This is a genomic window from Curtobacterium sp. 18060 (genome assembly GCF_902706105.1).
Classification (GTDB): domain Bacteria; phylum Actinomycetota; class Actinomycetes; order Actinomycetales; family Microbacteriaceae; genus Curtobacterium.
In genome coordinates this window covers 24,097-45,698 of the sequence record NZ_CACSJV010000016.1, presented here as the reverse complement: position 1 = coordinate 45,698, position 21,602 = coordinate 24,097, and the positions used below count along the sequence as shown (strand labels likewise).

At 69.7% G+C, this 21,602-nt stretch carries 22 protein-coding genes; 15 read left to right on the top strand and 7 right to left on the bottom strand.

Annotated features, from left to right (window positions below; all coding sequences use genetic code 11):
* Window positions 1-5: 5 nt before the first annotated feature.
* The 3 genes from GVL05_RS09840 (at window position 6) to GVL05_RS09835 (ending at window position 3,235) form a co-directional block, all read left to right on the top strand.
* On the top strand, window positions 6-1,544 hold the full coding sequence (locus GVL05_RS09840) for a PTS mannitol transporter subunit IICB (protein WP_165903544.1): 1,539 nt from the start codon (window positions 6-8) through the stop codon (window positions 1,542-1,544).
* A 90-nt stretch (window positions 1,545-1,634) separates the two neighbouring features.
* Entirely contained in the window at window positions 1,635-2,072 is a 438-nt protein-coding gene (locus GVL05_RS20165; protein WP_027466426.1) for a PTS sugar transporter subunit IIA, read from the top strand.
* Window positions 2,069-3,235, top strand: coding sequence for a mannitol-1-phosphate 5-dehydrogenase (locus tag GVL05_RS09835; protein WP_123338911.1), 1,167 nt, complete (start codon window positions 2,069-2,071; stop codon window positions 3,233-3,235). The genes GVL05_RS20165 and GVL05_RS09835 overlap by 4 nt, the downstream gene beginning before the upstream one ends.
* Before the next feature lie 72 nt (window positions 3,236-3,307).
* On the opposite strand, the gene GVL05_RS09830 is transcribed toward GVL05_RS09835, so the two are convergent.
* Window positions 3,308-4,267, bottom strand: a complete 960-nt coding sequence (locus GVL05_RS09830) for a diacylglycerol kinase family protein (protein WP_131881374.1) — start codon at window positions 4,265-4,267, stop codon at window positions 3,308-3,310.
* Between the two features lie 186 nt (window positions 4,268-4,453).
* Between GVL05_RS09830 and GVL05_RS09825 the strand changes: the two genes are divergently transcribed.
* The 5 genes from GVL05_RS09825 to GVL05_RS19990 all read left to right on the top strand — a co-directional run bounded on the left by GVL05_RS09825 (window position 4,454) and on the right by GVL05_RS19990 (window position 8,730).
* Window positions 4,454-5,719, top strand: coding sequence for an ice-binding family protein (locus GVL05_RS09825; RefSeq protein WP_159573039.1), 1,266 nt, complete (start codon window positions 4,454-4,456; stop codon window positions 5,717-5,719).
* A 10-nt stretch (window positions 5,720-5,729) separates the two neighbouring features.
* A complete protein-coding gene (locus tag GVL05_RS09820) occupies window positions 5,730-6,662 on the top strand; it encodes an NADP-dependent oxidoreductase (protein WP_159573038.1) in 933 nt (310 codons plus the stop codon).
* A 121-nt stretch (window positions 6,663-6,783) separates the two neighbouring features.
* The gene (locus tag GVL05_RS09815; protein ID WP_159573037.1) at window positions 6,784-7,308 is read left to right on the top strand and encodes a DUF805 domain-containing protein; all 525 of its coding nucleotides are present in this window, start codon (window positions 6,784-6,786) and stop codon (window positions 7,306-7,308) included.
* A 70-nt stretch (window positions 7,309-7,378) separates the two neighbouring features.
* The gene (locus tag GVL05_RS09810) at window positions 7,379-7,957 is read left to right on the top strand and encodes a DUF805 domain-containing protein (protein WP_123292176.1); all 579 of its coding nucleotides are present in this window, start codon (window positions 7,379-7,381) and stop codon (window positions 7,955-7,957) included.
* On the top strand, window positions 7,954-8,730 hold the full coding sequence (locus tag GVL05_RS19990) for a DUF805 domain-containing protein (protein ID WP_200849195.1): 777 nt from the start codon (window positions 7,954-7,956) through the stop codon (window positions 8,728-8,730). Before GVL05_RS09810 ends, GVL05_RS19990 begins: the two co-directional genes overlap by 4 nt.
* A 70-nt stretch (window positions 8,731-8,800) precedes the next feature.
* On the opposite strand, the gene GVL05_RS09795 is transcribed toward GVL05_RS19990, so the two are convergent.
* The 6 genes from GVL05_RS09795 to GVL05_RS09770 all read right to left on the bottom strand — a co-directional run bounded on the left by GVL05_RS09795 (window position 8,801) and on the right by GVL05_RS09770 (window position 14,334).
* Complete coding sequence (locus GVL05_RS09795) at window positions 8,801-9,445, bottom strand: TNT domain-containing protein (protein ID WP_159573036.1); 645 nt, start codon at window positions 9,443-9,445, stop codon at window positions 8,801-8,803.
* A gap of 52 nt (window positions 9,446-9,497) precedes the next feature.
* Window positions 9,498-10,268 carry a succinate dehydrogenase iron-sulfur subunit gene (locus GVL05_RS09790; protein ID WP_123292177.1) on the bottom strand — a complete coding sequence of 257 codons (771 nt, stop codon included), beginning with the start codon at window positions 10,266-10,268 and terminating at the stop codon, window positions 9,498-9,500.
* A gap of 1 nt (window position 10,269) precedes the next feature.
* On the bottom strand, window positions 10,270-12,063 hold the full coding sequence (gene sdhA / locus GVL05_RS09785; RefSeq protein WP_123338916.1) for a succinate dehydrogenase flavoprotein subunit: 1,794 nt from the start codon (window positions 12,061-12,063) through the stop codon (window positions 10,270-10,272).
* A 49-nt stretch (window positions 12,064-12,112) separates the two neighbouring features.
* The gene (sdhD, locus tag GVL05_RS09780; protein WP_159573035.1) at window positions 12,113-12,559 is read right to left on the bottom strand and encodes a succinate dehydrogenase, hydrophobic membrane anchor protein; all 447 of its coding nucleotides are present in this window, start codon (window positions 12,557-12,559) and stop codon (window positions 12,113-12,115) included.
* An 11-nt stretch (window positions 12,560-12,570) separates the two neighbouring features.
* A complete protein-coding gene (gene sdhC / locus GVL05_RS09775; RefSeq protein WP_131881384.1) occupies window positions 12,571-13,020 on the bottom strand; it encodes a succinate dehydrogenase, cytochrome b556 subunit in 450 nt (149 codons plus the stop codon).
* Window positions 13,021-13,098: 78 nt separating this feature from the next.
* Window positions 13,099-14,334: a glycosyltransferase family 1 protein gene (locus GVL05_RS09770; protein ID WP_235035928.1), complete on the bottom strand. Its 1,236-nt coding sequence runs from the start codon at window positions 14,332-14,334 to the stop codon at window positions 13,099-13,101.
* A gap of 187 nt (window positions 14,335-14,521) precedes the next feature.
* Here GVL05_RS09770 and GVL05_RS09765 point away from each other — a divergent pair, with 187 nt between their 5' ends.
* From GVL05_RS09765 to GVL05_RS09735, 7 genes are all read left to right on the top strand, one after another.
* Window positions 14,522-15,637 (top strand): mannose-1-phosphate guanylyltransferase, encoded by a 1,116-nt coding sequence (locus GVL05_RS09765; RefSeq protein ID WP_123672266.1) that lies wholly within the window; start codon window positions 14,522-14,524, stop codon window positions 15,635-15,637.
* Between the two features lie 80 nt (window positions 15,638-15,717).
* Window positions 15,718-16,938 (top strand): hypothetical protein, encoded by a 1,221-nt coding sequence (locus tag GVL05_RS09760; protein WP_159573034.1) that lies wholly within the window; start codon window positions 15,718-15,720, stop codon window positions 16,936-16,938.
* A complete protein-coding gene (locus GVL05_RS09755; RefSeq protein WP_159573033.1) occupies window positions 16,902-17,642 on the top strand; it encodes an alpha/beta hydrolase in 741 nt (246 codons plus the stop codon). Before GVL05_RS09760 ends, GVL05_RS09755 begins: the two co-directional genes overlap by 37 nt.
* A 25-nt stretch (window positions 17,643-17,667) precedes the next feature.
* Window positions 17,668-18,165, top strand: coding sequence for a hypothetical protein (locus tag GVL05_RS09750; RefSeq protein ID WP_159573032.1), 498 nt, complete (start codon window positions 17,668-17,670; stop codon window positions 18,163-18,165).
* A 14-nt stretch (window positions 18,166-18,179) separates the two neighbouring features.
* Window positions 18,180-18,671, top strand: a complete 492-nt coding sequence (locus tag GVL05_RS09745; RefSeq protein WP_235035927.1) for a hypothetical protein — start codon at window positions 18,180-18,182, stop codon at window positions 18,669-18,671.
* A gap of 234 nt (window positions 18,672-18,905) precedes the next feature.
* Window positions 18,906-19,970 carry a BMP family protein gene (locus GVL05_RS09740; protein ID WP_111086622.1) on the top strand — a complete coding sequence of 355 codons (1,065 nt, stop codon included), beginning with the start codon at window positions 18,906-18,908 and terminating at the stop codon, window positions 19,968-19,970.
* Window positions 19,971-20,057: 87 nt separating this feature from the next.
* Entirely contained in the window at window positions 20,058-21,578 is a 1,521-nt protein-coding gene (locus tag GVL05_RS09735; protein WP_123292184.1) for an ABC transporter ATP-binding protein, read from the top strand.
* The last annotated feature ends 24 nt before the right edge of the window (window positions 21,579-21,602 follow it).

Below are 21,602 nucleotides of genomic sequence, written 5' to 3'. Positions count from 1 at the left end.
CGCACATGACAACGTCGTCCGTTGCAGCGCCCGACGCACCCGCGAAGTCGCGGGGCGGCGCACGCGTCGCCGTTCAGAAGTTCGGCACGTTCCTCTCCGGCATGGTCATGCCCAACATCGCGATCTTCATCGCGTGGGGCCTGATCACCGCCTTCTTCATCGAGACCGGATGGACCCCCGTCGGGATCCTCGGCGGGTTCGGTGAGACGGACGGTGTGGCCAACATCGGTCTCGTCGGCCCGATCCTGACGTACCTGATCCCGCTCGCGATCGCCTTCCAGGGCGGCCGGATGATCTACGAGACCCGTGGCGCCGTCGTCGGCTCGATCATGGCGATGGGTGTCATCCTCGGCGCCAACGGCACGATCATGATCCTCGGCGCGATGATCTGCGGGCCGCTCGGCGCGTACCTCATCAAGCAGATCGACAAGATCTGGGACGGCAAGATCAAGCCGGGCTTCGAGATGCTCGTCAACAACTACGCGGCCGGCATCCTCGGCTTCGGGCTGGCGATGGTCGGGTTCTTCTGGCTCGCCCCGCTGTTCAAGCTCATCGCCGAGGGCCTCGGCGACGCGGTGAACTTCCTCGTCCAGCACTCGCTGCTGCCGCTCGCCAGCGTCATCATCGAGCCGGCCAAGGTGTTCTTCCTGAACAACGCCATCAACCACGGTGTGCTCGACCAGCTCGGCGCCCAGCAGGTGCAGGACTCCGGCAAGTCGATCCTGTTCCTGCTCGAGGCGAACCCCGGCCCCGGTCTGGGCATCCTGCTCGCCTTCACCTTCTTCGGTGTCGGCATCGCCCGCTCGACCGCTCCCGGTGCGATCCTCATCCAGTTCTTCGGTGGCATCCACGAGATCTACTTCCCGTACGTGCTGCAGAAGCCGGTCCTGTTCATCGCCGTCATCCTCGGTGGTGCGACGGGCGTCGGCACGAACGTCCTGTTCGGCTCCGGCCTGGTCGCCCCGGCTTCGCCCGGATCGATCTTCGCCGTGCTGACGGCGACGGCGAAGGACAGCTACGTCGGCGTCATCCTGTCGGTCATCCTGTCCGCAGCGGTCACCTTCGCAGTCGCATCGTTCTTCCTGCTGGCCAGCCGCAAGCGCGACCTCGCCAACGGCGGCGGCGACATGACCGCAGCGTTCGACAAGATGCAGGCCACCAAGGGCCGCGACGCGAACGCCGCGACCGCAGGGCTCTTCGGCGGTACCGCCCCGGCCAACTCGGAAGAGGCAGCCGCCGCCGGCACCACCGCCACCGCGACGAAGGTCCAGAACCTCGTGTTCGCCTGCGACGCCGGCATGGGGTCGAGCGCCATGGGCGCCAGCGTCCTGCGCAACAAGATCAAGAAGGCGGGCATCGAAGGGGTCACGGTCACCAACAAGGCGATCGCGAACCTGTCCGGTGACGAGGACCTGATCATCACGCAGGAAGAACTGACGGACCGCGCGAAGCAGAAGAACCCGAACGCGCAGCACGTGTCGGTCGGCAACTTCATGAACGCGCCGCAGTACGACCAGGTCGTCGACCAGCTCAAGAACCAGTAACGCCACCACCAGTAACGAAGTGCAGTATCGGAGGGGACGGGGACATCCCCGTCCCCTCCGTCACGTCCTCGAACACCAAGGAGAACCACGATGCCCGTCCTGCAGGAGAGCCAGATCCGGATCCACACCGAGGACACCGCGCCGACCAAGTCGGAGGCGATGAAGGAGGCGGCCGAGATCCTCGAAGCTGCGGGCGCGGTCACCGCTGACTACTACCCGGCGATGCTCGAGCGTGAGAAGAGCGTGTCCACGTACATGGGGAACTTCCTCGCCATCCCGCACGGTACGAACGACGCGAAGGACGCCATCAAGTCGTCCGCGCTGTCGTTCATCCGCTACGCCAGCCCGATCGACTGGGACGGCAACCCCGTGCGCTTCGTCGTCGGCATCGCCGGCGTGAACAACGAGCACCTCGACATCCTGTCCAAGATCGCGATCGTGTTCTCCGACGAGGACGAGGTCCAGAAGCTCACCGACGCGGCCGACACCAGCGCGATCCTGTCGATCCTCGGCGAGGTCAACGAGTGAGCACCACCGACCGGGGCACCGCCGTCCACTTCGGTGCCGGCAACATCGGCCGCGGCTTCGTCGGCCTGCTCCTGCACGAAGCGGGCTACGAGGTCGTCTTCGCCGACGTCGCCGCGCCGCTCATCGACGCCCTCGCCGCCGCCGACTCGTACACCGTGCACGAGGTCGGTACCGGCGCCGAGGACCACGAGGTCACGAACTTCCGCGCCCTGAACAGCGCGCAGGACGAGGACGGCGTCGTCGCCGAGATCGCCGCTGCCGCGATCGTGACGTGCGCCGTGGGTCCGAACGTCCTGAAGTTCATCGCCCCCGTCATCGCGCGGGCGCTCCAGCAGCGCGACGCGGACGCCGCACCCATCGCGGTGATGGCGTGCGAGAACGCGCTGAACGCCACGGACCGTCTGCGCGAGTTCATCGTCGACGCGCTCCCGGCCGAGGGCCGTGACGCGGCGCTCGCGAAGGCCGTCTTCGCGAACACCGCCGTCGACCGCATCGTGCCGGCCCAGCCCGAGGGCGCCGGCCTCGACGTCACCGTCGAGACCTACTTCGAGTGGGCCATCGACCGCACGCCCTTCGGCGGCAACGAGCCGGAGATCCCCGGCGCGCACTACGTCGACGGCCTCGCCGCCTCGATCGAGCGCAAGCTCTTCACGGTGAACACCGGGCACGCCACCGTCGCGTACCACGGCTTCGTCGCCGGGGCCGACAAGATCTCCGACGCCATCGCGATCCCCGCCGTGCGCTCCGAGCTGGAGTCCGTCCTGGCCGAGACGAGCGACCTGCTCGTCCGCCGCCACGAACTCGACCCCGAGGTGCACCGCGCCTACGTCCAGGCGATCATCGCCCGGTTCGAGAACCCGCACCTGCCCGACACGGTGACACGCGTCGGCCGGCAGCCGCTCCGCAAGCTGTCGCGTGACGAGCGCTTCGTCTCGCCCGCCGCGGCGCTGGCCGAGGACGGCACCGAGCCGACCGCACTGCTCGACGCGATGGGCGCGGCACTCCGCTTCGACGTCGCCGACGACGAGCAGAGCGTCGAGCTGCAGGCGCTCCTGGCCTCGGACGCGTCCGATGCCGACGTGGTGACGCAGATCACCGGCCTGGCCGCGGAGCACCCGCTGCACGCAGCGTTCGCGGACCGGGTGCGTGTCGCGCGCGGCTGACGCTCTCGACGTGGCCCGATGACGACGGGAGGCCCGGTGCCAGCTGGCACCGGGCCTCCCGTCTTCACGTGGTCACCGCGACGGCCCCACCCGGATGGTGAGCCCGCCGTGGTCCACCGTCAGCCGCACCGCCACCACGGTGCCGAAGGGGTCGCCGTCGAGCTGGACCTGTTCGGGCTGGTCCAGCTCGAGGTCGAGGACCCGTGCGCTCGTGTACCGCAGCGTCCGGGTGGCCGGGATGAGCCACGACAGGAAGCGACCGAAGCCGGTCCGGTGGAAGAATCGGTTCAGCGACAGGCCGTAGCCGACGCCGGCCCAGCCGACCGTCCGACCGGGGCGGAACGCGACCGCGTCGAGCACCCCGTCGTCCGGCTTCGCGGCGGGCAGCAGCAGGACGCCGGCGGTCAGGGTGCCGCAGTTGCCGACGATGACCGTGTGCGCCCGCATCGTCCGGGTGTCACCGTCGTCGAGGCGGTACCGCAGGTCGATCTGCCGGTTGCCGATCACGGACCGCATGATCGGGTCGGAGTACGCGAGCCACCCGAACCGCTTCTTCAGGCGTGCGTTGGTGTTGGCCGCCATGTTCGCGTCGAGGCCGATGCCCGCCATCACCAGGAAGGCGTGGCGCGTCGTCGTGCCCTGCGGGTCGGTGAGCTCGGCGAACGCGAGGTCGACCCGTCGATCCGTCCCGGTGAAGGCGGCACGGACCGAACCGGCGACGTCGTTCAGCGGGATGCGCAGGTTCCGGGCGTACAGGTTCCCGGTGCCGACGGGGAGCACGGCGAGGGGCACGCCGGAGCCGTGCAGCACCTCGGCTGCGACGCGCAGCGTGCCGTCGCCGCCGACGACCAGGACGACGTCCGGCGCGGTGGCGAGTGCGTCGACCGCAGCGGCACGGCCGTCGTCGGACGCCGCGGTCTCGAACCAGGTCGTGGGAGCCCAACCGGTCCGATCCTCCTCAGCCGCGACGGTGTTGCGGAGCACCCGCAGGTCGACCTTGGACGGGTTGACGACGATCGCGGCGCGCGGCATGTGAGGACGATACCGAACAGCCGTCGTCGACCGGAACGGACGGGTCCTGTCCGGTATCGGCTGATCCGGGCGAACCTGGGAGTCAAGACCTCGGAACACATGCGATCCGGACACACTCGGGACACGGTGAACGCCGGGTGTCTCCGATGCCCGATCGGCTCTTCGCCATCTCAGGCAGGGGCCTCCGTGGCCAGAACGCCCATCCTCCGTCCGCTCATCGTCGTCAGCACCGGGATCGGGTTGGCCGCAGCGCTCGCCCTCGGCGCCTCCTCGGCCGCGTCCGCCGCCACCATCATCGACGGCCCCGTCGGTCTCGGGACCGCAGCGAGCTACGGCGTCCTCGGCGCGCAGACCGTGACGAACACCGGGCCGACCGTGGTCAACGGTGACCTCGGCGTCTCGCCCGGTACCTCGATCACCGGCTTCGGCGGCACCGGCAACGGGACCGTGAACGGCACCGTGCACCAGACCGACGCGGCGGCCGCGCAGGCCCAGTCGGACACCACGACCGCCTACAACGTGGCCGCTTCGCTGACGCCGACGCAGACCGGCCTCCAGGACCTCAACGGGCTCAGCCTCAGCCCGGGCGTCTACAACGGCGACACGCTGCAGCTCGCGAACACCGGCCAGCTCACCCTGGCCGGCAGCGCGGACTCCGTCTGGGTGTTCCAGGCCGCGTCGACCCTGACCATCGGGTCCGGCACGAGGATCGTCATCACCGGTGGCGCGAGTTCGTGCAACGTGTTCTGGCAAGTCGGCAGCTCAGCGACCATCGGCAGCGCCGCCCAGTTCCAGGGCACCGTCCTCGCCGACCAGTCCGTGACCGCCACGACGGGTGCGACGGTCGTGGGCCGACTGCTCGCCCGGAACGCAGCGGTGACGCTCGACGACAACACCATCACCCGGCCGACGAACTGCCCGGCTGCGGGGACGCCGTCCGAGAGCGTCGCACCGACGATCACCTCGGGCACCCCGACCGACGCGACCGCCGGCACGCCGTACTCGTTCCCCGTCACCGCGACGGGCAACCCGGCACCGACGTACTCCGATGGCGGCACCCTCCCGCCCGGACTCACGATCAACCCGGACACGGGCGTCATCTCCGGCACGCCGACCACGCCCGGCACCACGACGGTGACGATCACGGTCGACAACGGCACGGCACCGCCGGACACCGAGACCTACGTCGTGACCGTCCGTGCGCCGGCACCGACGCCCACGGCGACGCCGACCGCTTCGGCTCCCGTGCCCACCGCTCCCACGTCGACAGCACCCGCGGTCCCGGTCATCGGTGGAGGCGACACCGGCGGCGGCACGACGGAACTGGCCTTCACCGGCAGCGACCCGACGATCCCGCTCGCCGCGGCAGGAGCGATGCTGCTCGGTGGCATCGCCGTGATGGTGCTCCGGTCACGGACCCTCCGCGCACGCCGCCGGCGGATCGGGGCGTAGCGTCGGCCGCATGACGAAGCACTGGGTGGCACCGCGGTTCGGCGGCAGCGAGGTCCTCGAGTTCGTGGACACCGAGGTCGCCGCACCCGGACCCGGTGAGGTCACCATCGCGGTCCGCGCCGCCGGCATGAACCCCGCCGACACGAAGCACACGCGCCAGGGCGACCCGGCCGACCTGCCCGTGCCCGTCGGCTACGAGGTCGCCGGCGTGCTCACCGCCCTCGGACCGGACACCACCATCGCCTCCGGCGGGGGAGCGGTCGGCGACGAGGTCCTGGCGTTCCGGATCGCCGGCGGTTGGTCGTCGTCCCTCACCGTCCCGGCCGCGGACGTCTTCGCGAAGCCCGTCGGGCTCGGCTTCCCCGAGGCGGCGAACCTGTTGCTCGCGGGCACCACCGCAGCCGACATGCTGCGCGTCACCCGTGCCGCGGGGCGCGACACCGTGCTGGTGCACGGTGCCTCCGGAGCAGTCGGCGTCAGCCTGCTGCAGCAGCTTCGCCTGCTCGGCGCGCGCGTCATCGGCACCGCCTCCGAGCGGGGTGCGGACGTCGTGCGACGCTTCGGCGGCGAGTGGGTCGCGTACGGCGACGGCCTGGAGGCACGGGTCCGGTCGCTCGCACCCTCCGGCATCGACGTGGCACTGGACTGCGTGGGCACCGACGAGGCCGTCGACGTCTCGCTCGCGGTGGTCGCGGACCGCGACCGGATCGTCACGATCGCGGCACCGGCGCGCGCCGCCGAGGCCGGGTTCGCGGCCGTCGGTGGGGCGCAGCCAGCGAGCAAGGCGTTCCGCGACTCGGTGCGGCAGCGACTGATCGACCTGGCCGGGGCCGGCCAGCTCGAGGTCCCGGTCGCGCGGACCTTCCCGCTCGCCGAGGCGACGGCGGCCGCGGAGTTGCTGGAGTCCGGGCACCCCGGCGGCAAGCTCGCGCTGGTGCCCTGAGCCGGTCGGAGCGCTGTGGCTGTGCTGTCGCTGTGCTGTCCTCCGCTGGGGGGACGCGTCCGGTCGGTGTCGCTGCCAGACTCGTCGGTGATCGCAGTCGGCCCCCGGAAGGAACGAACCAGTGAGTGACCAGTACCCGCCGCAGGACCCGTACGGCCAGCAGCCCGGACCGTACGGCCAGCAGCCCGGACCGTACGGCCAGCAGCCCGGACCGTACGGCCAGCAGCCGACCGGCCCGCGCCAGCCCCCGCTGTGGGCGCCCTGGTACGGGATCCCGTTCGTGCAGGCGTTCCCGCGGTTCTGGAAGAAGTACGTCCGGTTCGACGGGCGCGCGAGCCAGTCGGAGTTCTGGTTCTGGGCCCTCTGGTACGTCATCGGCTCGGCGGCCACCGGCATCGTCGGCGGGTTCTTCAACGTGCTGCCGTTCTTCGACGACGCGTCGAACGGGTTGAGCGGGCTCTGGGCCCTGGCCTGCGCTCTCGGCTTCATCGCCCTGACGGTGCGACGACTGCACGACGTGAACCTGAGCGGGTACTTCGCCTTCCTCTTCATCATCCCGCCGCTCGGTGTCCTGTTCTCGCTGATCGTCGGTCTGATGGGCTCGAACCCGCAGGGGCAGCGGTACGACGAACCGCGCCGCGGGTAGCGAGCGACGGCCGCGCGACGGTTCTGGTTGACTCGGACCCGACTACCAGCCAACGATCGAGGGGGACACCGTGAGTGACCAGTACCCGCAGAACCCGTCCGGCCAGCAGCCGGGCGGCCAGCCGAACCCGTACAACGGAACGCCGCAGTACGGCCAGCAGCCGGCGACCGGCCCGAACGGCGAGCCGCCGATCTGGGCCCCCTGGTACGGGATCTCCTTCGGCAAGGCCGTCGGACGCTTCTTCAAGAAGTACGCGACCTTCAGTGGCCGCGCGAGCCGCAGTGAGTTCTGGTGGTGGTACCTGGCGAACGCGATCGTCGGCATCGTCCTCGGCATCCTGTACGGCATCGGTTTCGCCACGTCGGAGCGCTCGACGGTGTCGATGTCGACCGCGACCTCGGCGAGCGTGCAGTCGACGGTGACCAGCCCGTCCGCGCTCTTCGTGATCGCCGGCATCCTGCTCGGACTCTGGGGTCTCGCGATCATCATCCCGACGCTCGCCCTCGGCTGGCGACGCCTGCACGACGCGAACCTGCCCGGTGCCCTGTGGATCATCGCGATCTTCGTCGGCATCGTCGGCATCGTGTTCGGCCTGCTGCCCTCGAACCCGCAGGGCGAGCGCTACGACCGACCGACCGGCGCTCGATGAGCAACGACACACCGCAGTGGGGCCAGCCCGGCGGCGACCAGCCGTCCGGGCAGCCTGACCCTGGGCAGCAGCCGCAGCCGCAGCAGCCGCAGCAGCCGCAGCAGCCGGGGTACGGGCAGCAGCCCGGTCCGTACGGCCAGCAGCCTGGTGCCTACGGGCAGCAGCCCGGTCCGTATGGCCAGCAGCCTGGTGCCTACGGGCAGCAGCCCGGGTACGGCCAGCAGCCTGGCCAGTACGGCCAGCAGCCCGGCTACGGCCAGCAGTACGCCGACCCGTACCCGCAGGCCGGTCCGCCGATCCCGGTCGGGCCCGACGGAGCTCCGCCGCTGTGGGCACCCTTCTACGGTGCCGGGTTCCTCGACGCCTTCACGCGCTTCTTCAAGAAGTACGCCCGGTTCGACGGACGCGCCAGCCGCAGTGAGTACTGGTACTGGGTCCTGGCGAACGCGATCGTGACCCTCGTTCTGTACGGCGGGTTCATCGCCGGCATCATCTCGTGGAGCGTCTCGGCCTCGACCACCGACGAGTACGGCTACACCCAGACCGAGGGTGCACCCCCGGCGTGGATCTTCATCCTGCTCGTCCTGTACGGCATCTGGTGGCTCGGGACCCTCATCCCGAACATCGCACTGGGGTGGCGCCGCGTGCACGACGCGAACCTCGCCGGTCCGCTCTGGCTCATCGGGATGTTCGTCGGCATCGCCGCGATCGTGTTCGGTTGCCTGCCGCCGAACCCGGCTGGTGCGCAGTACGACCGCCCCGACCAGGCGTAGCAACACTGAACGGCAGTCGGCCCGCACTGCGCGAAAGCGCGGTGCGGGCCGACTTTCGTCGTGCGGGGTGTCAGACCACGCGGAGTCGAGCCAGTGCACCGTCGACGACGAGGTCGCGCACGGTGACCGTGGAATCGGCGATCTGGAAGCGGAGCGCGCCGCCCGGCTGCTCGAACCACGGCTGCACGAAGCGGACGTTCACCATGAACGGGCGCTCGACCAGGTAGCGATGGGTCTCCGGGACGCCGGCGACGTGCGGCGGCAGCGACCGGCTCGGCAGCGGGGTGTCGAGCGGGTGCAGCAGGTAGCCGTCCGGACCACCGATGCGGTCGACGGGGACGCCCGCGGGGATCTGGATGGTCAACCCCTGTTCTCCGGCCTGCGACACCTGCTGCGCCAGCTGCGGGTACGTCGACGCCGCACGGTCACGGAGCCCGTCGAGCTCGTGCCGGGCGATGTCGCGCGGAGCCGGGAACGGCCGGTTCAGGAACCGACGGAGCATCTCGACCGCGTCCTCCTCGCCGCGCGCGGTGGCGAGACGACGGGCCGTGCCGTAGTCGACGACCTCGAGCGCGAACTCGTCGGACGCCTCGGCCGGGACCACGCGGAGCGCGCCCTCGACCGGCGGCTCGTGCAGGGTCTCTCCGGGGAGCTGCACGTAGCGGATCGTGTAGCCGAGCTGGTCGAGGATGGGGCGGGTGGCCGCGAACGTCATGGAGCGGAGCCTATCGGTGGAGTCGATGTCGAGTCTTGGACGACCCCGAGTGTCAGGCGCGGCCCCGCATGACGGCCTGCTTGACCTCGGAGATCGCCTTGGTCACCTGGATGCCACGGGGGCAGGCGTCGGTGCAGTTGAAGGTGGTCCGGCAGCGCCAGACCCCTTCCTTGTCGTTGAGGATGTCGAGGCGGACCTCGGCGGCATCGTCACGCGAGTCGAAGATGAAGCGGTGCGCGTTCACGATCGCGGCCGGGCCGAAGTACTGCCCGTCGGTCCAGAACACCGGGCACGACGAGGTGCACGCGGCGCAGAGGATGCACTTCGTGGTGTCGTCGAAGCGTGCGCGGTCGGCCACTGACTGGATGCGCTCCTTGCCCGGGGTGGGCGCCGTCTTCGGCTGCAGGAACGGCTGGACCTCGCGGAAGGACTTGAAGAACGGCTCCATGTCGACGACGAGGTCCTTCTCGAGCGGCAGGCCCTTGATCGCCTCGACGTAGATCGGCTTCGAGACGTCGAGGTCCTTGATCAGGGTCTTGCACGCCAGCCGGTTCCGGCCGTTGATGCGCATCGCGTCCGAGCCGCAGACCCCGTGGGCGCAGGAGCGTCGGAACGTCAGGGAGCCGTCCTGGTCCCACTTGATCTTGTGCAGGGCGTCGAGGATGCGGTCGGTCGGCAGCATCATGACGTCGAAGTCCTGCCAGCGCGGCTCGTCGTCGACGTCCGGGTCGAAGCGCCGGATGATGAGCGTGACGGAGAAGGACCCGGGAGGCGCGTCGGTGGTGTCGGTCCGGGGTGCGTCGGAGACCAGGGTGTCGGTCATCTCAGTACTTCCTCTCCATCGGCTGGTACCGGGTCACGACGACCGGCTTCCAGTCCAGCGTGATGTGGTCGTCGGCGAGTGACGAGTGCGGGTCGCCCGTCAGGTACGCCATCGTGTGCTGCATGTAGTTCTCGTCGTCGCGCTTCGGGTAGTCGTCGCGCATGTGGCCGCCGCGGCTCTCCTTGCGGTTGCGGGCCGAGTAGACGACCACCTCGGCCAGGTCGAGCAGGAACCCGAGCTCGACGGCCTCGAGCAGGTCGGTGTTGAACCGCTTGCCCTTGTCCTGCACGGAGACCTGCATGAAGCGGTTCCGGAGCGTGTGGATGGTCTCGGTGACGCGGGCGAGGGACTCGTCGGTGCGGAACACCTGGGCGTTCTTGTCCATCTCGTCCTGCAGCTCCTTGCGCAGGACGGCGATGCGCTCGGTGCCGGTCGAGGCGCGCAGCTGGTCGAGCATCGCCCGGACGCCGGCAGCGGGGTCTTCGGGCAGCGGGAGGAACTCGGCGGTCTTGACCCACTCGGCGGCGTTGTTGCCCGAGCGCTTGCCGAAGACGTTGATGTCGAGGAGCGAGTTCGTGCCGAGACGGTTCGAGCCGTGCACCGAGACGCAGGCGCACTCGCCGGCGGCGTAGAGGCCGGGGACGACGGTGGTGTTGTCGTAGAGCACCTGCGCGTCGGTGTTCGTCGGGATGCCACCCATCGCGTAGTGCGCGGTCGGCATCACCGGCACCGGCTCGACGACGGGGTCGACGCCGAGGTAGGTGCGGGCGAACTCCGTGATGTCCGGGAGCTTGGTCTCGAGGACCTCGGCACCGAGGTGCGTGCAGTCGAGCAGGACGTAGTCCTTGTTCGGGCCGGCACCGCGGCCCTCTGCAACCTCTTGCACCATGCACCGGGCGACGATGTCGCGTGGGGCGAGGTCCTTGATGGTGGGGGCGTAGCGCTCCATGAAGCGTTCACCAGAGGCGTTGCGCAGGATCGCACCCTCGCCACGAGCACCCTCGGTCAACAGGATGCCGAGGCCTGCGAGGCCGGTCGGGTGGAACTGGAAGAACTCCATGTCCTCGAGCGGCAGACCCGTGCGCCACACGATGCCGACGCCGTCGCCGGTCAGGGTGTGCGCGTTCGAGGTGGTCTTGTACATCTTGCCGAAGCCACCGGTCGCGAAGATCATCGCCTTGGCGTGGAACACGTGCAGCTCACCCGTGGCGAGCTCGAACGCGACGACGCCGGCCGGCTGCTTGCGCGTGACGCCGTCCTCGCCCACGACGTCGACCATGATGAGGTCGAGCGCGTAGAACTCGTTGTAGAACTCGACGCCGAGCTTGACGCAGTTCTGGAACAGCGTCTGCAGGATCATGTGGCCCGTGCGGTCAGCCGCGTAGCAAGCGCGACGGACCGGTGCCTTGCCGTGGTCGCGGGTGTGGCCGCCGAAGCGACGCTGGTCGATCTTGCCCTCGGGCGTGCGGTTGAACGGCAAGCCCATGTTCTCGAGGTCGATGACGGCGTCGATGGCTTCCTTCGCCAGGATCTCGGCGGCGTCCTGGTCGACCAGGTAGTCGCCGCCCTTGATCGTGTCGAAGGTGTGCCACTCCCACGAGTCCTCTTCGACGTTCGCGAGGGCCGCGGCCATCCCGCCCTGCGCCGCACCGGTGTGCGAGCGGGTCGGGTAGAGCTTCGAGATGACGGCCGTCTTCGCCTTCGGGCCGGCCTCGATTGCGGCACGCATGCCCGCGCCTCCTGCGCCGATGATGACGATGTCGAACTGGTGGTGGTGCACGGTGGTCTCGGTCACAGGGGTCTTTCCGTAGACGGTGGGAAGGCGGTCGGCAGCGGGGATGGTGCTACTGCGCCGGGCAGAAGGAGGGCAGGTCCGCGGCGGCTGCGCCGGCGGGGCACGGGTCGAACGTCCAGCAGACGAGCAGGCCGAGGACGATCAGCACGACGCACGCGATGAGGATCGCGGCGAGGAGCATCTTCCGGATGCCCGGCTTCGACACGTAGTCGTTGACGATCGTGCGCATGCCGTTCGAGCCGTGGATGAGCGCCAGGACGAGCATGAGGGAGTCCCACACCTGCCAGAACGGGTTGGCCCACTTGCCGGCGACGAAGGCGAAGTCGATCTGCTTGACGCCCTCGCCCGCAACCATGTTGACGAAGAGGTGGCCGAAGATCAGCACGACGAGCAGGACGCCCGAGCCGCGCATGTAGATCCAGCCCCACTTCTCCCAGTTGGTGGAGCGGCGGGCGGCCGAGGCGGAACGGGGAGGTTCGACGATCTGCGTGGTCATCAGGTGCCCCTCTAGTTGAAGTCCGCGAAGAGGTTCATGAGCTGGCGGGGCAGGAAGCCCGCGATCGCGATCGCCCACAGGACGATGACGACCCAGAACATGGCCCGCTGGTACTTCGGCCCCTTGGACCAGAAGTCGACGAGGATGATCCGGAGCCCGTTGAACGCGTGGAACACGATGGCCATCACCAGGGCGATCTCGCCGATGTTCATGATCGGGGTCTTGTACGTGCCGATGACCGCGTTGTACGCCTCGGGTGAGAGGCGCACGAGTGCCGTGTCGAGGATGTGCACGAGCAGGAAGAAGTAGATCGCGACACCGGTGATCCGGTGCAGGACCCACGACCACATGCCGGTCGATCCGCGGTACAGCGTGCCCTCGAGCTTCCGAGAGGCGCGGGGCGCCTCGATCGTGACGTCGGGGACGGCGGTCGCCGTACCGCCGCCGGTGGGCTCAGCCATGAGCTCGTCCTTCCATAGGACGGGCTCGCCCGATCGGCGAGCCCTTGCCGTTCGTGTTCGTGTGGAACACGTCCCATCCTATGCGCGGGTGCTGACCTTCTCGTCCCGACCGGCCCGCAGGCCCCGACCCACGGGCGGCGCGCCGATGTTCCTGGCCGTGTCGTGGTGCCCCAGGAGCTGGTCGCCGACGGCCTCCCACGTGGTGCCCTCGACCCGGAGACGGCCCGCCGATCCCATCCGTTCCGCGAGTGCGCGGTCGTGGTGGAGCCGCAGGACCGCCTGTCGCAGGGCCTGTGGTGCGTCGGTGTCGTAGAGCTCGCCGTCGAGTCCGGGGGCGACGAGGTCGAGCGGACCACCCGACGCCGGCGCGATCACCGGCAGCCCCGAGGCGTGCGCTTCCTGGAGGGTCTGCCCGAAGGTCTCGGCCGGACCGGTGTGCACGAAGAGGTCGAGCGAGGCGTACGCGTCGGCGAGGGCGTCGCCGCGCAACGGTCCGGTGAAGGTGACGTCGAGGTGCCGCAGTCGCCGTTCGAGCAGCGCGCGGGACGGTCCACCGCCGGCCACGACGACGCGGATGCCGGGGATCCCGCCGAGCTCGGCGAGCCGTTCGACCTCCTTCTCCGGGGCCAGCCGTCCGACGTAGCCGACGATCGTCTCGCCGTGCGGCGCGATCCGGCGTCGGAGCGCTCGGACGTGGGCGGACTCCCGTCGGGCCGGGTGGAAGAGCTCGGTGTCGACCCCGCGCCCCCAGCGGGCGACGCGGGGGACCCCGTCCTCGGCGAGCATCGCGGCGGTCGCGCTCGACGGCGCGAGCGTCAGCGAGGCGCCGGCGTGGATGCGGCCGAGGATCCTGCGGACCAACGGGACGGTCGCCGTCAAGCCGTTGCGGCGGGCGAAACCGGCCACGTCGGTCTGGAAGACGGCGACGGAGGGGATGCCGAGCCTCCCGGCTGCCGTGATCGCGCGCCCGCCCAACAGGAACGGACTCGCGGCGTGGAGCACGTCGGCGCCGGAGGCGGCGAGGATCGTGTCGAGGACGGGATGGGGGAGTGCGACGGGGAACTGCCGGTACGCGACGGCGGGGATCCGGTGCACGTCGAAGGAGCGGTAGCGCTCGACACTGCTGCGGGACCGGAACTGCGCGAGCCCCGGGGTGTCCGGTGCGATCACGACCGCGCGGTGGCCTCGGCGTTCCAGGTGGTCGAGGACCGCCAGGACGCTGGTGGTCACGCCGTTGAGGGTGGGCAGGAAGCTCTCGGTCACGACGGCGACGGTCCGGGGGGACGTGCCGCGCTCCACGCTGCGTGCGCTCATGGTGCTGCCCATGCTCCGGGCGTCACGTGACCCCGCGGGGCCGACGACGTGAACGGGGCGGAGGCGACGGGTGAACAACGCGACGCCGTCGCCGCGCGCACGCCGACGATGCCCTGCGGGAGCCCGCATGCGGGAATCGTGCGGAGACCACCCAGGATCCGCGCGGCAGGACCGGTACGGTGAGCGCGTGGCTGACGCTCTCGAAGACTTCTACGCGATCATCCCCGCAGGGGGCATCGGATCGCGCCTGTGGCCGCTGTCGCGCGCGGACGCACCCAAGTTCCTGCACGACCTGACCGGGTCCGGCACCTCGCTGCTCCGGCAGACCTGGGACCGGCTCGCCCCGCTCGCGGGCGAGCAGCGGATCATGGTCGTGACCGGACGGGCGCACCGCGTCGCCGTCGAGTCGCAACTGCCGGGGGTCGAGGACCACAACGTGGTGCTCGAGAGCGAGCCGAAGGACTCCACGGCGGCCATCGGCCTCGCCGCGGCGATCCTCGTGCGCCGCGAACCCGACGTCGTCATCGGCTCCTTCGCCGCCGACCACGTCATCGGTGACGCCCGCGGCTTCCGCCGTTCGGTGCGCGAGGCCGTCGCCGTCGCCCGCGCCGGGTACATCACCACCATCGGCATCACGCCGACCGAGCCCGCGATCGGCTTCGGGTACATCCACGCGCACGGCGACACCCTGGACATCGAGGGCGCACCGACCGCGCACGCCGTCCGGTCGTTCGTCGAGAAGCCCGACCTGGACACCGCACGCTCCTACGTCGAACAGGGCACGTACCTGTGGAACGCGGGCATGTTCATCGCCCGCGCCGACGTGCTGCTCGAGGAGATCGGCCGGAACAACCCGACGCTGCTGGCCGGCATCAACGAGCTGGCGGACGCCTGGGACACCTCGGCCCGCGGCGCGGTCGTCGACGCGGTGTGGCCCACGCTCGAGAAGATCGCGATCGACTACACGGTCGCCGAGCCTGCTGCCGCGGCCGGACGCATGGCGGTCGTGCCCGGTGACTTCGACTGGGACGACGTCGGCGACTTCGCCTCGCTCGCCAAGCTGCAGTCCGGTGGTCGTCCGAACAACCTCGCCGTGCTCGGTGACGGCGCCCGGATCCTCGCCGACTCGTCGAGTGGCATCGTGATCTCGCACAGCCAGCGGCTCATCTCGCTCATCGGGGTCGAGGACATCGTCGTCGTGGACACCCCCGACGCGTTGCTCGTGACGACCAGCGCGAACGCGCAGCGGGTCAAGGGCGTCGTGGATGCGCTCAAGATCAGCGGCCGCGGCGACGTCCTCTGACGACGTCGTCCCGGGCTCCCGTCCGGTGATGTGTCAGGTGTAGGGTCGCTGGGGAGCGACACGGGGGAGACACGGGGGCGATGGTGGACATCGAGTTCGACGCGGGGGACGCGTCAGCACTGGCAACGGCGGTACGGGCAGCAGCAGCGACCCTGCGCGGGCAGGGCGGGAGCCGTTCGGGAGCGGCGGGGTCGGCACTGGCGGACTTCGCAGGCTCGTACGCCGACCGGTTCCGTGACGCCGTCGTCATCGAGGCCGAGGATCGCGGCAAGCTCGTCGGGGTCCTGACCGACCTCGCGTCCGGCGTCGACCGAGCCGTCGAGCGCGCCGAGCAGGAGCGCGAGCGTGCCCGCGCGCACGCCGCCTGGAAGGTCCGAGAGTCCGAGCGTCAGCGGACGGCCGTTGATGCGCTCGCCGGACCGTTCTCCGGCGCGGCGGTCGATCTCTGGGGGACGTTGACCGACCGGGAGCCCTCGAACGAGCCGCTCACTCGACCAACCGTGGACGCCGAGTTCCGCGGCCGTGAACGTGCTCGGTACGGAGCGGGTGCGAGCCGGGGGAAGAGCTCCGCCGACCCGACGGCACTGCGCGCGTTCGTCTCGACGGTGGCAGGGCTCGACACCGCGGCCTCGGCTGAGGCGGCGCGAGTGCGTTCGGCCTGGTCGTCGTTCCGGTCCTCGTGCGCATGGGTGCAGGTCGACCGCGGCAGCATGCCGGCTGGGTTCGACCGGTACGTCGCGGAGAACGACGAGGACCGGTCCTGGATCGCCAAGACCGCCAAGGCGTTCGAGGATGCAGGCGGCGGCGCGCTCGCCGACGCCGTGCTCGACATCGCTGCCATGGGCCGGGCAGCGCCCGCGGTGCAGGGTCTGCTGGCGCCCGGACTGACGCCGACGCAGGTCGCAGCGAAGTGGGCGGCGCTCGGTCTGACCACGGCCGACGCCGATGCGCTCCGTGCGCTGCCGACGTCGGTGCTGTCCGAGCTCGGCAACCTGGAGGGCATCCCGTACTGGGCTCGGAGCACGGCAAACGTCGTGGTGTTGAACCAGCGATTGGGCGACGTCGAGCTCGAGATCGAGAGTCTTCTGGCGTCCGTGGCGTCCACGGGCGACGAGGGCGCCGCACGCGCGGCGGCACAGCGGATCGCGGCGCTGAAGAGCGAGTTGAAGTCGCTGCGCAACATCAACGCCGCCGTTCGCGAGGACCGGTTCGACGGCCCCCGCTATCTGGTCTCGTTGACGGATGACCACCCCCGCTCGCCGCAGTGTCGATCGGTGACCTCGACACGGCCGACTCCGTGACCTGGGCCGTGCCAGGCATGAACACGACGACCGCGGACATGACTTCGTGGACGACTGCGGCGCAGAACGTCTACGAGCAGCAGACGCGTCGTGGGGATGCCGCTGGTCGTGCCGTGGTTGCCTGGATCGGGTACGACGCTCCGACCCCAGCGGACGTCCTGCTCATGGGGAAGGCCGATCGTGGCGGCGAGAACCTCGCCGCGTCGATCCGCGGGTTGAACGCCGTGCGTGCAGGGCGGATGCCGGAGACGAACATCGTCGGGCACTCCTACGGAACGACCACTGCGGCGGTCGCGCTCTCGAAGCCGGGCGTCCACGTCGACCGGTTCGTGGCGCTCGGTTCGGCAGGGCTGCCGGATGACGTCCGTTCAGCCGACGACTTGCACGCCGGACGCGTCTACGCCGCGCAGGCAAAGGACGCGCCCGTGGGCAAAGTCGGCAAGGGCGACGAGTGGGCTTCCTTCGGGCGAGACCACAGCATCGGGCACCGCGTGGATCCTACGTCGGAGGCCTTCGGTGCGACGGTGTTCGGCGCCGACGGCACGACGGTGCAGGGCGGCGAGAAGCTGAACTCGGTCCTGCACCACGATCCACTGAACGGCGACCGGCGGGGGTATCTCGACCGTGGCACCGAGACGCTGCACAATGTCGGACTCGCGATCAACGGGCGGGATGACGAACTGACCCCGGCTCGAGCCAGGTGAACGCATGGAACGACTGAGGAGAACGATGATCGTCGCAACGCCCGTCCGACGCGTGGCAGGGAGCGCACTTGCGCTCGTGATGGTGATCGCAGTGCTCGCCGCTTGTGCCCGGCAGCCAGAGGAAAGGAAGTCCTCCGTGGACCCTGACACCGCGAAACAGCAGATGATCGATGCGATCGACGACGTCACGAAGCATCTGGGCGGCGTGTGGAAGCCTCGCACCGGCCCTGACGCTCCTGAGCACTGCGAGCTGCCTGACGGGACGCAGGGCGCCCACTGGGTGTACCTCACCGGCCGGACTTCAAGCGGCGACTCGGAGGACCCGGAATCTGACGCGAAGGCGACGCTCGCCCGCTGGAAGTCCCAGGGAATGAAGATCGAGCGCTGGGCTGACCCCGATGGGCCTGCGATCGTCGGCCGCGGAGGTGGTTCGATCGACTCCATCAACCTCTACGCGTTCCCGGGCAACTACACCGTCGAAGCCATCTCGCTGTGCTTCCCTGGTGACGCCGACAGCTTGTGACACGTGGACGGGCTGTGGGACGCAGCTTCGTCGGTTCTGTGCTCCTCGTCGGCATGCTGCTGGTGGGGGCGACCGGTTGCGACGCGCAGAGGACCGGCACCGGTGCATCTGAGTTGCGGGAGCCACAGGTGAGTGCGGACGCCGCGAAGCGACAGATGGTGGAAGCGGTCGACGATGCGACCGAGCGCCTCGGCGGCGATTGGAAAGCGCGCACCGGGCCGGACTACGCGGAGGATTGTGTCCTCGCGGACGGCGAGGCGGGCGCGCAGTGGCGCTACCTCACGGGGAGCACGCTGGCCGGGCGACCCCAGGCCGACGCCGCTCGGATGACCGAGCACTGGGAAGCGCAGGGGATGAAGGTCACCCGGCGTGATTCCAGTGACGGGCCCGCGAACTTCGGCGACGGCGCCGGCAAGGTGTCCTCGATCAGCGTCTACGCCTACTCGGGGAACTACACCGTCCAAGCCGTCTCGCTGTGCTTCCCGGGTGACGCCGACGAACTCTGATCTCCAGAGATCCGCCGGTCCGGCGACGTCCTGTAGCGCTCCACCGACAAACCCCTCGAACTGGGGGTCCGAGCGTGACCCCGCGTTACGGGCGCGTTTCGGCGCGGTCGCGATCCCGTAACTGATCCGTCCGGTGCTCAGAACGGGTCCTGTACCGGCCGGGCGGTCGTGTACTGTCGCCACGATCGCCCGGAACGCACGTGGTCCGGGCACGCTCCCCGGAGGAACCCACCCGTGACATCTCGTACCCGACGCGTCGTCCTCAGCGGCTTCGCGCTCCTCGGCACCGCCGCCGTCCTCGCAGGCTGCGCCTCGGCGCCGTCCGACACGACGACCGCCAAGAAGACCGACTTCCGCCCCTGCATGGTCTCCGACGCCGGTGGCTTCGACGACAAGTCGTTCAACCAGCTCGGCTACGAGGGCATGAAGGACGCCGCCAAGGACCTCGGTGCCACCTACAAGGAAGCCGAGTCGAAGGACGCCACCGTCTACGACTCGAACATCCAGCAGCTCATCGGCCAGAACTGCAACCTCGTCGTGACCGTCGGCTTCAACCTCGCCGACGCCACGAAGAAGCAGGCCGCGGCGAACCCCGACACCGACTTCGCGATCATCGACGACAGCTCGATCGACGCGGAGAACGTCAAGCCGATCACGTTCGACACCTCGCAGGCCGCGTTCCTCGCCGGCTACGCAGCAGCGTCCTACTCGAAGACCGGCGTCGTCGGCACCTTCGGTGGTATGCAGATCCCGACCGTCACCATCTTCATGGACGGCTTCGCGGACGGCGTGAAGTACTACAACGAGCAGAAGGACAAGGACGTCCAGGTCAAGGGCTGGAACGTCGACACCGGCAAGGGCTCCTTCACCGGTGGCTTCGAGGCCGGCACGCAGGCCAAGTCGGTCGCGCAGACGCTCCTCGACCAGGACGCCGACGTGATCCTGCCCGTCGGCGGTCCGATCTACCAGTCGGCTGCCGAGGCCATCAAGGACGCCGACAACGGCTCCGTCCTGATCGGTGCGGACAGCGACCTCTACGAAGCCGACCCGCGCTACAAGGACATCGCCTTCACCTCGGTCGAGAAGGGCATGCGCCCGGCCGTGAAGGACGTCGTCGAGCAGGCGGCCGACAAGAAGTTCTCGAAGACCCCGTACGTGGGCACGCTCGAGAACGAGGGTGTCGGCATCGCGCCGTTCCACGACTACGAGTCCAAGGTCGACAAGGGCCTGCAGGGCGAACTGGACGACATCAAGGCCGGCATCATCGACGGCTCGATCAAGGTCAAGACCCAGTCCTAACCCGATGGACGCGGGCGGGGGATCTTCCCTCGCCCGCGTTCTCGTGCGCCCGCGTGGCGCGCGCGAGACAGAAATAGACTCCCGAACATGAAGCTCGAACTCCGCGGCATCACCAAGCGGTTCGGCGCCCTGGTCGCCAACGACCACATCTCGCTCACCGTCGAGCCGGGTGAGGTCCACTGCCTCCTGGGTGAGAACGGCGCCGGCAAGTCCACCCTGATGAACGTCCTCTACGGCCTGTACGACGCCGACGAGGGCGAGATCCTGCTCGACGACGTGGTCCAGGACTTCGACGGCCCCGGTGACGCCATGCGCGCCGGCATCGGCATGGTGCACCAGCACTTCATGCTCGTGCCCGTCTTCACCGTCGCCGAGAACGTCATGCTCGGTCAGGAGCAGACCACCTTCGGTGGACGGCTCGACCTGGCCGGCGCCCGCAAGCGGGTCAAGGAGATCTCCGACCGCTTCGGGTTCGACGTCGACCCCGACGCCAAGATCGAGGACCTGCCCGTCGGCGTCCAGCAGCGCGTCGAGATCATCAAGGCGCTCTCCCGCGACGCCTCCGTGCTGGTGTTCGACGAGCCGACGGCCGTCCTCACCCCGCAGGAGACCGACGAGCTGATGGGCATCATGCGGCAGCTCCGCGAGGCCGGCACCGCGATCGTCTTCATCACCCACAAGCTCCGCGAGGTCCGCGAGGTCGCCGACCGCATCACGGTGATCCGGCTCGGCAAGGTCGTCGGCGAGGCCTCGCCCGCGGCGACCAACAACGAGCTGGCCGCGATGATGGTCGGCCGTGCCGTCTCCCTCGTCGTCGACAAGACGCCGTCGACCGGCGGCGAGGACGCCCTGGTCGTCGAGGGCCTCACCGTGACCGACCCGTCCGGCATCGTGCTCGTCGACGACGTGTCGTTCTCGGTCCGTCGTGGCGAGGTCCTGGCGATCGCCGGGGTGCAGGGCAACGGGCAGACCGAGCTCACCGAGGCGATCCTCGGTCTCGAGCCCGTCCACGCCGGCCGCATCACGCTGGACGGCAAGGAGCTCACCGGCCGCAGCGTCAAGCAGGTGCTCGACGCCGGCGTCGGCTTCGTGCCCGAGGACCGCAAGGAGGACGGCCTGGTCGGCGAGTTCACGATCGCGGAGAACCTCATGCTCGACCGGTCCGACCACGACGCGTTCGTCCGCGCCGGCACCATCCGCGCCGCCGAGCGCGACGCCTTCGCCGACGAGAAGATCGCCGAGTTCGACATCCGCACGCCGGGCCGCGCGACCGCTGCCGGTCGGCTGTCCGGCGGCAACCAGCAGAAGATCGTCCTCGCCCGGGAGCTCAGCCGCGAGCTCCGGCTGTTCGTCGCCGCGCAGCCCACGCGCGGCATCGACGTCGGGTCGATCGAGTTCGTGCACAAGCGCATCGTCGCCACCCGCGACACCGGTGTGCCCGTCATCGTCGTCTCCACCGAGCTCGACGAGGTCGTGGCACTGGCCGACCGCATCGCCGTCATGTACCGCGGCGGCATCGTCGGGATCGTGCCGGCGACCACCCCGCGAGACGTCCTCGGCCTCATGATGGCCGGCGAGATCCCAGAAGGAACGGAGCTGGCCGCATGACCGGTTCGGCCGGCGAGATTCAAG

Excerpts from the sequence above, each read along its gene's own strand:
- GVL05_RS09840 (WP_165903544.1), top strand. The coding sequence starts at position 6 with ATGACAACGTCGTCCGTTGCAGCGCCCGACGCACCCGCGAAGTCGCGG.
- GVL05_RS20165 (WP_027466426.1), top strand. The coding sequence starts at position 1,635 with ATGCCCGTCCTGCAGGAGAGCCAGATCCGGATCCACACCGAGGACACC.
- GVL05_RS09830 (WP_131881374.1), bottom strand. The coding sequence starts at position 4,267 with ATGCCGCGCGCCGCGATCGTCGTCAACCCGTCCAAGGTCGACCTGCGG.
- GVL05_RS09820 (WP_159573038.1), top strand. The coding sequence starts at position 5,730 with ATGACGAAGCACTGGGTGGCACCGCGGTTCGGCGGCAGCGAGGTCCTC.
- GVL05_RS19990 (WP_200849195.1), top strand. The coding sequence starts at position 7,954 with ATGAGCAACGACACACCGCAGTGGGGCCAGCCCGGCGGCGACCAGCCG.
- GVL05_RS09795 (WP_159573036.1), bottom strand. The coding sequence starts at position 9,445 with ATGACGTTCGCGGCCACCCGCCCCATCCTCGACCAGCTCGGCTACACG.
- GVL05_RS09790 (WP_123292177.1), bottom strand. The coding sequence starts at position 10,268 with ATGACCGACACCCTGGTCTCCGACGCACCCCGGACCGACACCACCGAC.
- sdhD (WP_159573035.1), bottom strand. The coding sequence starts at position 12,559 with ATGACCACGCAGATCGTCGAACCTCCCCGTTCCGCCTCGGCCGCCCGC.
- sdhC (WP_131881384.1), bottom strand. The coding sequence starts at position 13,020 with ATGGCTGAGCCCACCGGCGGCGGTACGGCGACCGCCGTCCCCGACGTC.
- GVL05_RS09770 (WP_235035928.1), bottom strand. The coding sequence starts at position 14,334 with ATGAGCGCACGCAGCGTGGAGCGCGGCACGTCCCCCCGGACCGTCGCC.
- GVL05_RS09760 (WP_159573034.1), top strand. The coding sequence starts at position 15,718 with ATGGTGGACATCGAGTTCGACGCGGGGGACGCGTCAGCACTGGCAACG.
- GVL05_RS09750 (WP_159573032.1), top strand. The coding sequence starts at position 17,668 with ATGATCGTCGCAACGCCCGTCCGACGCGTGGCAGGGAGCGCACTTGCG.
- GVL05_RS09735 (WP_123292184.1), top strand. The coding sequence starts at position 20,058 with ATGAAGCTCGAACTCCGCGGCATCACCAAGCGGTTCGGCGCCCTGGTC.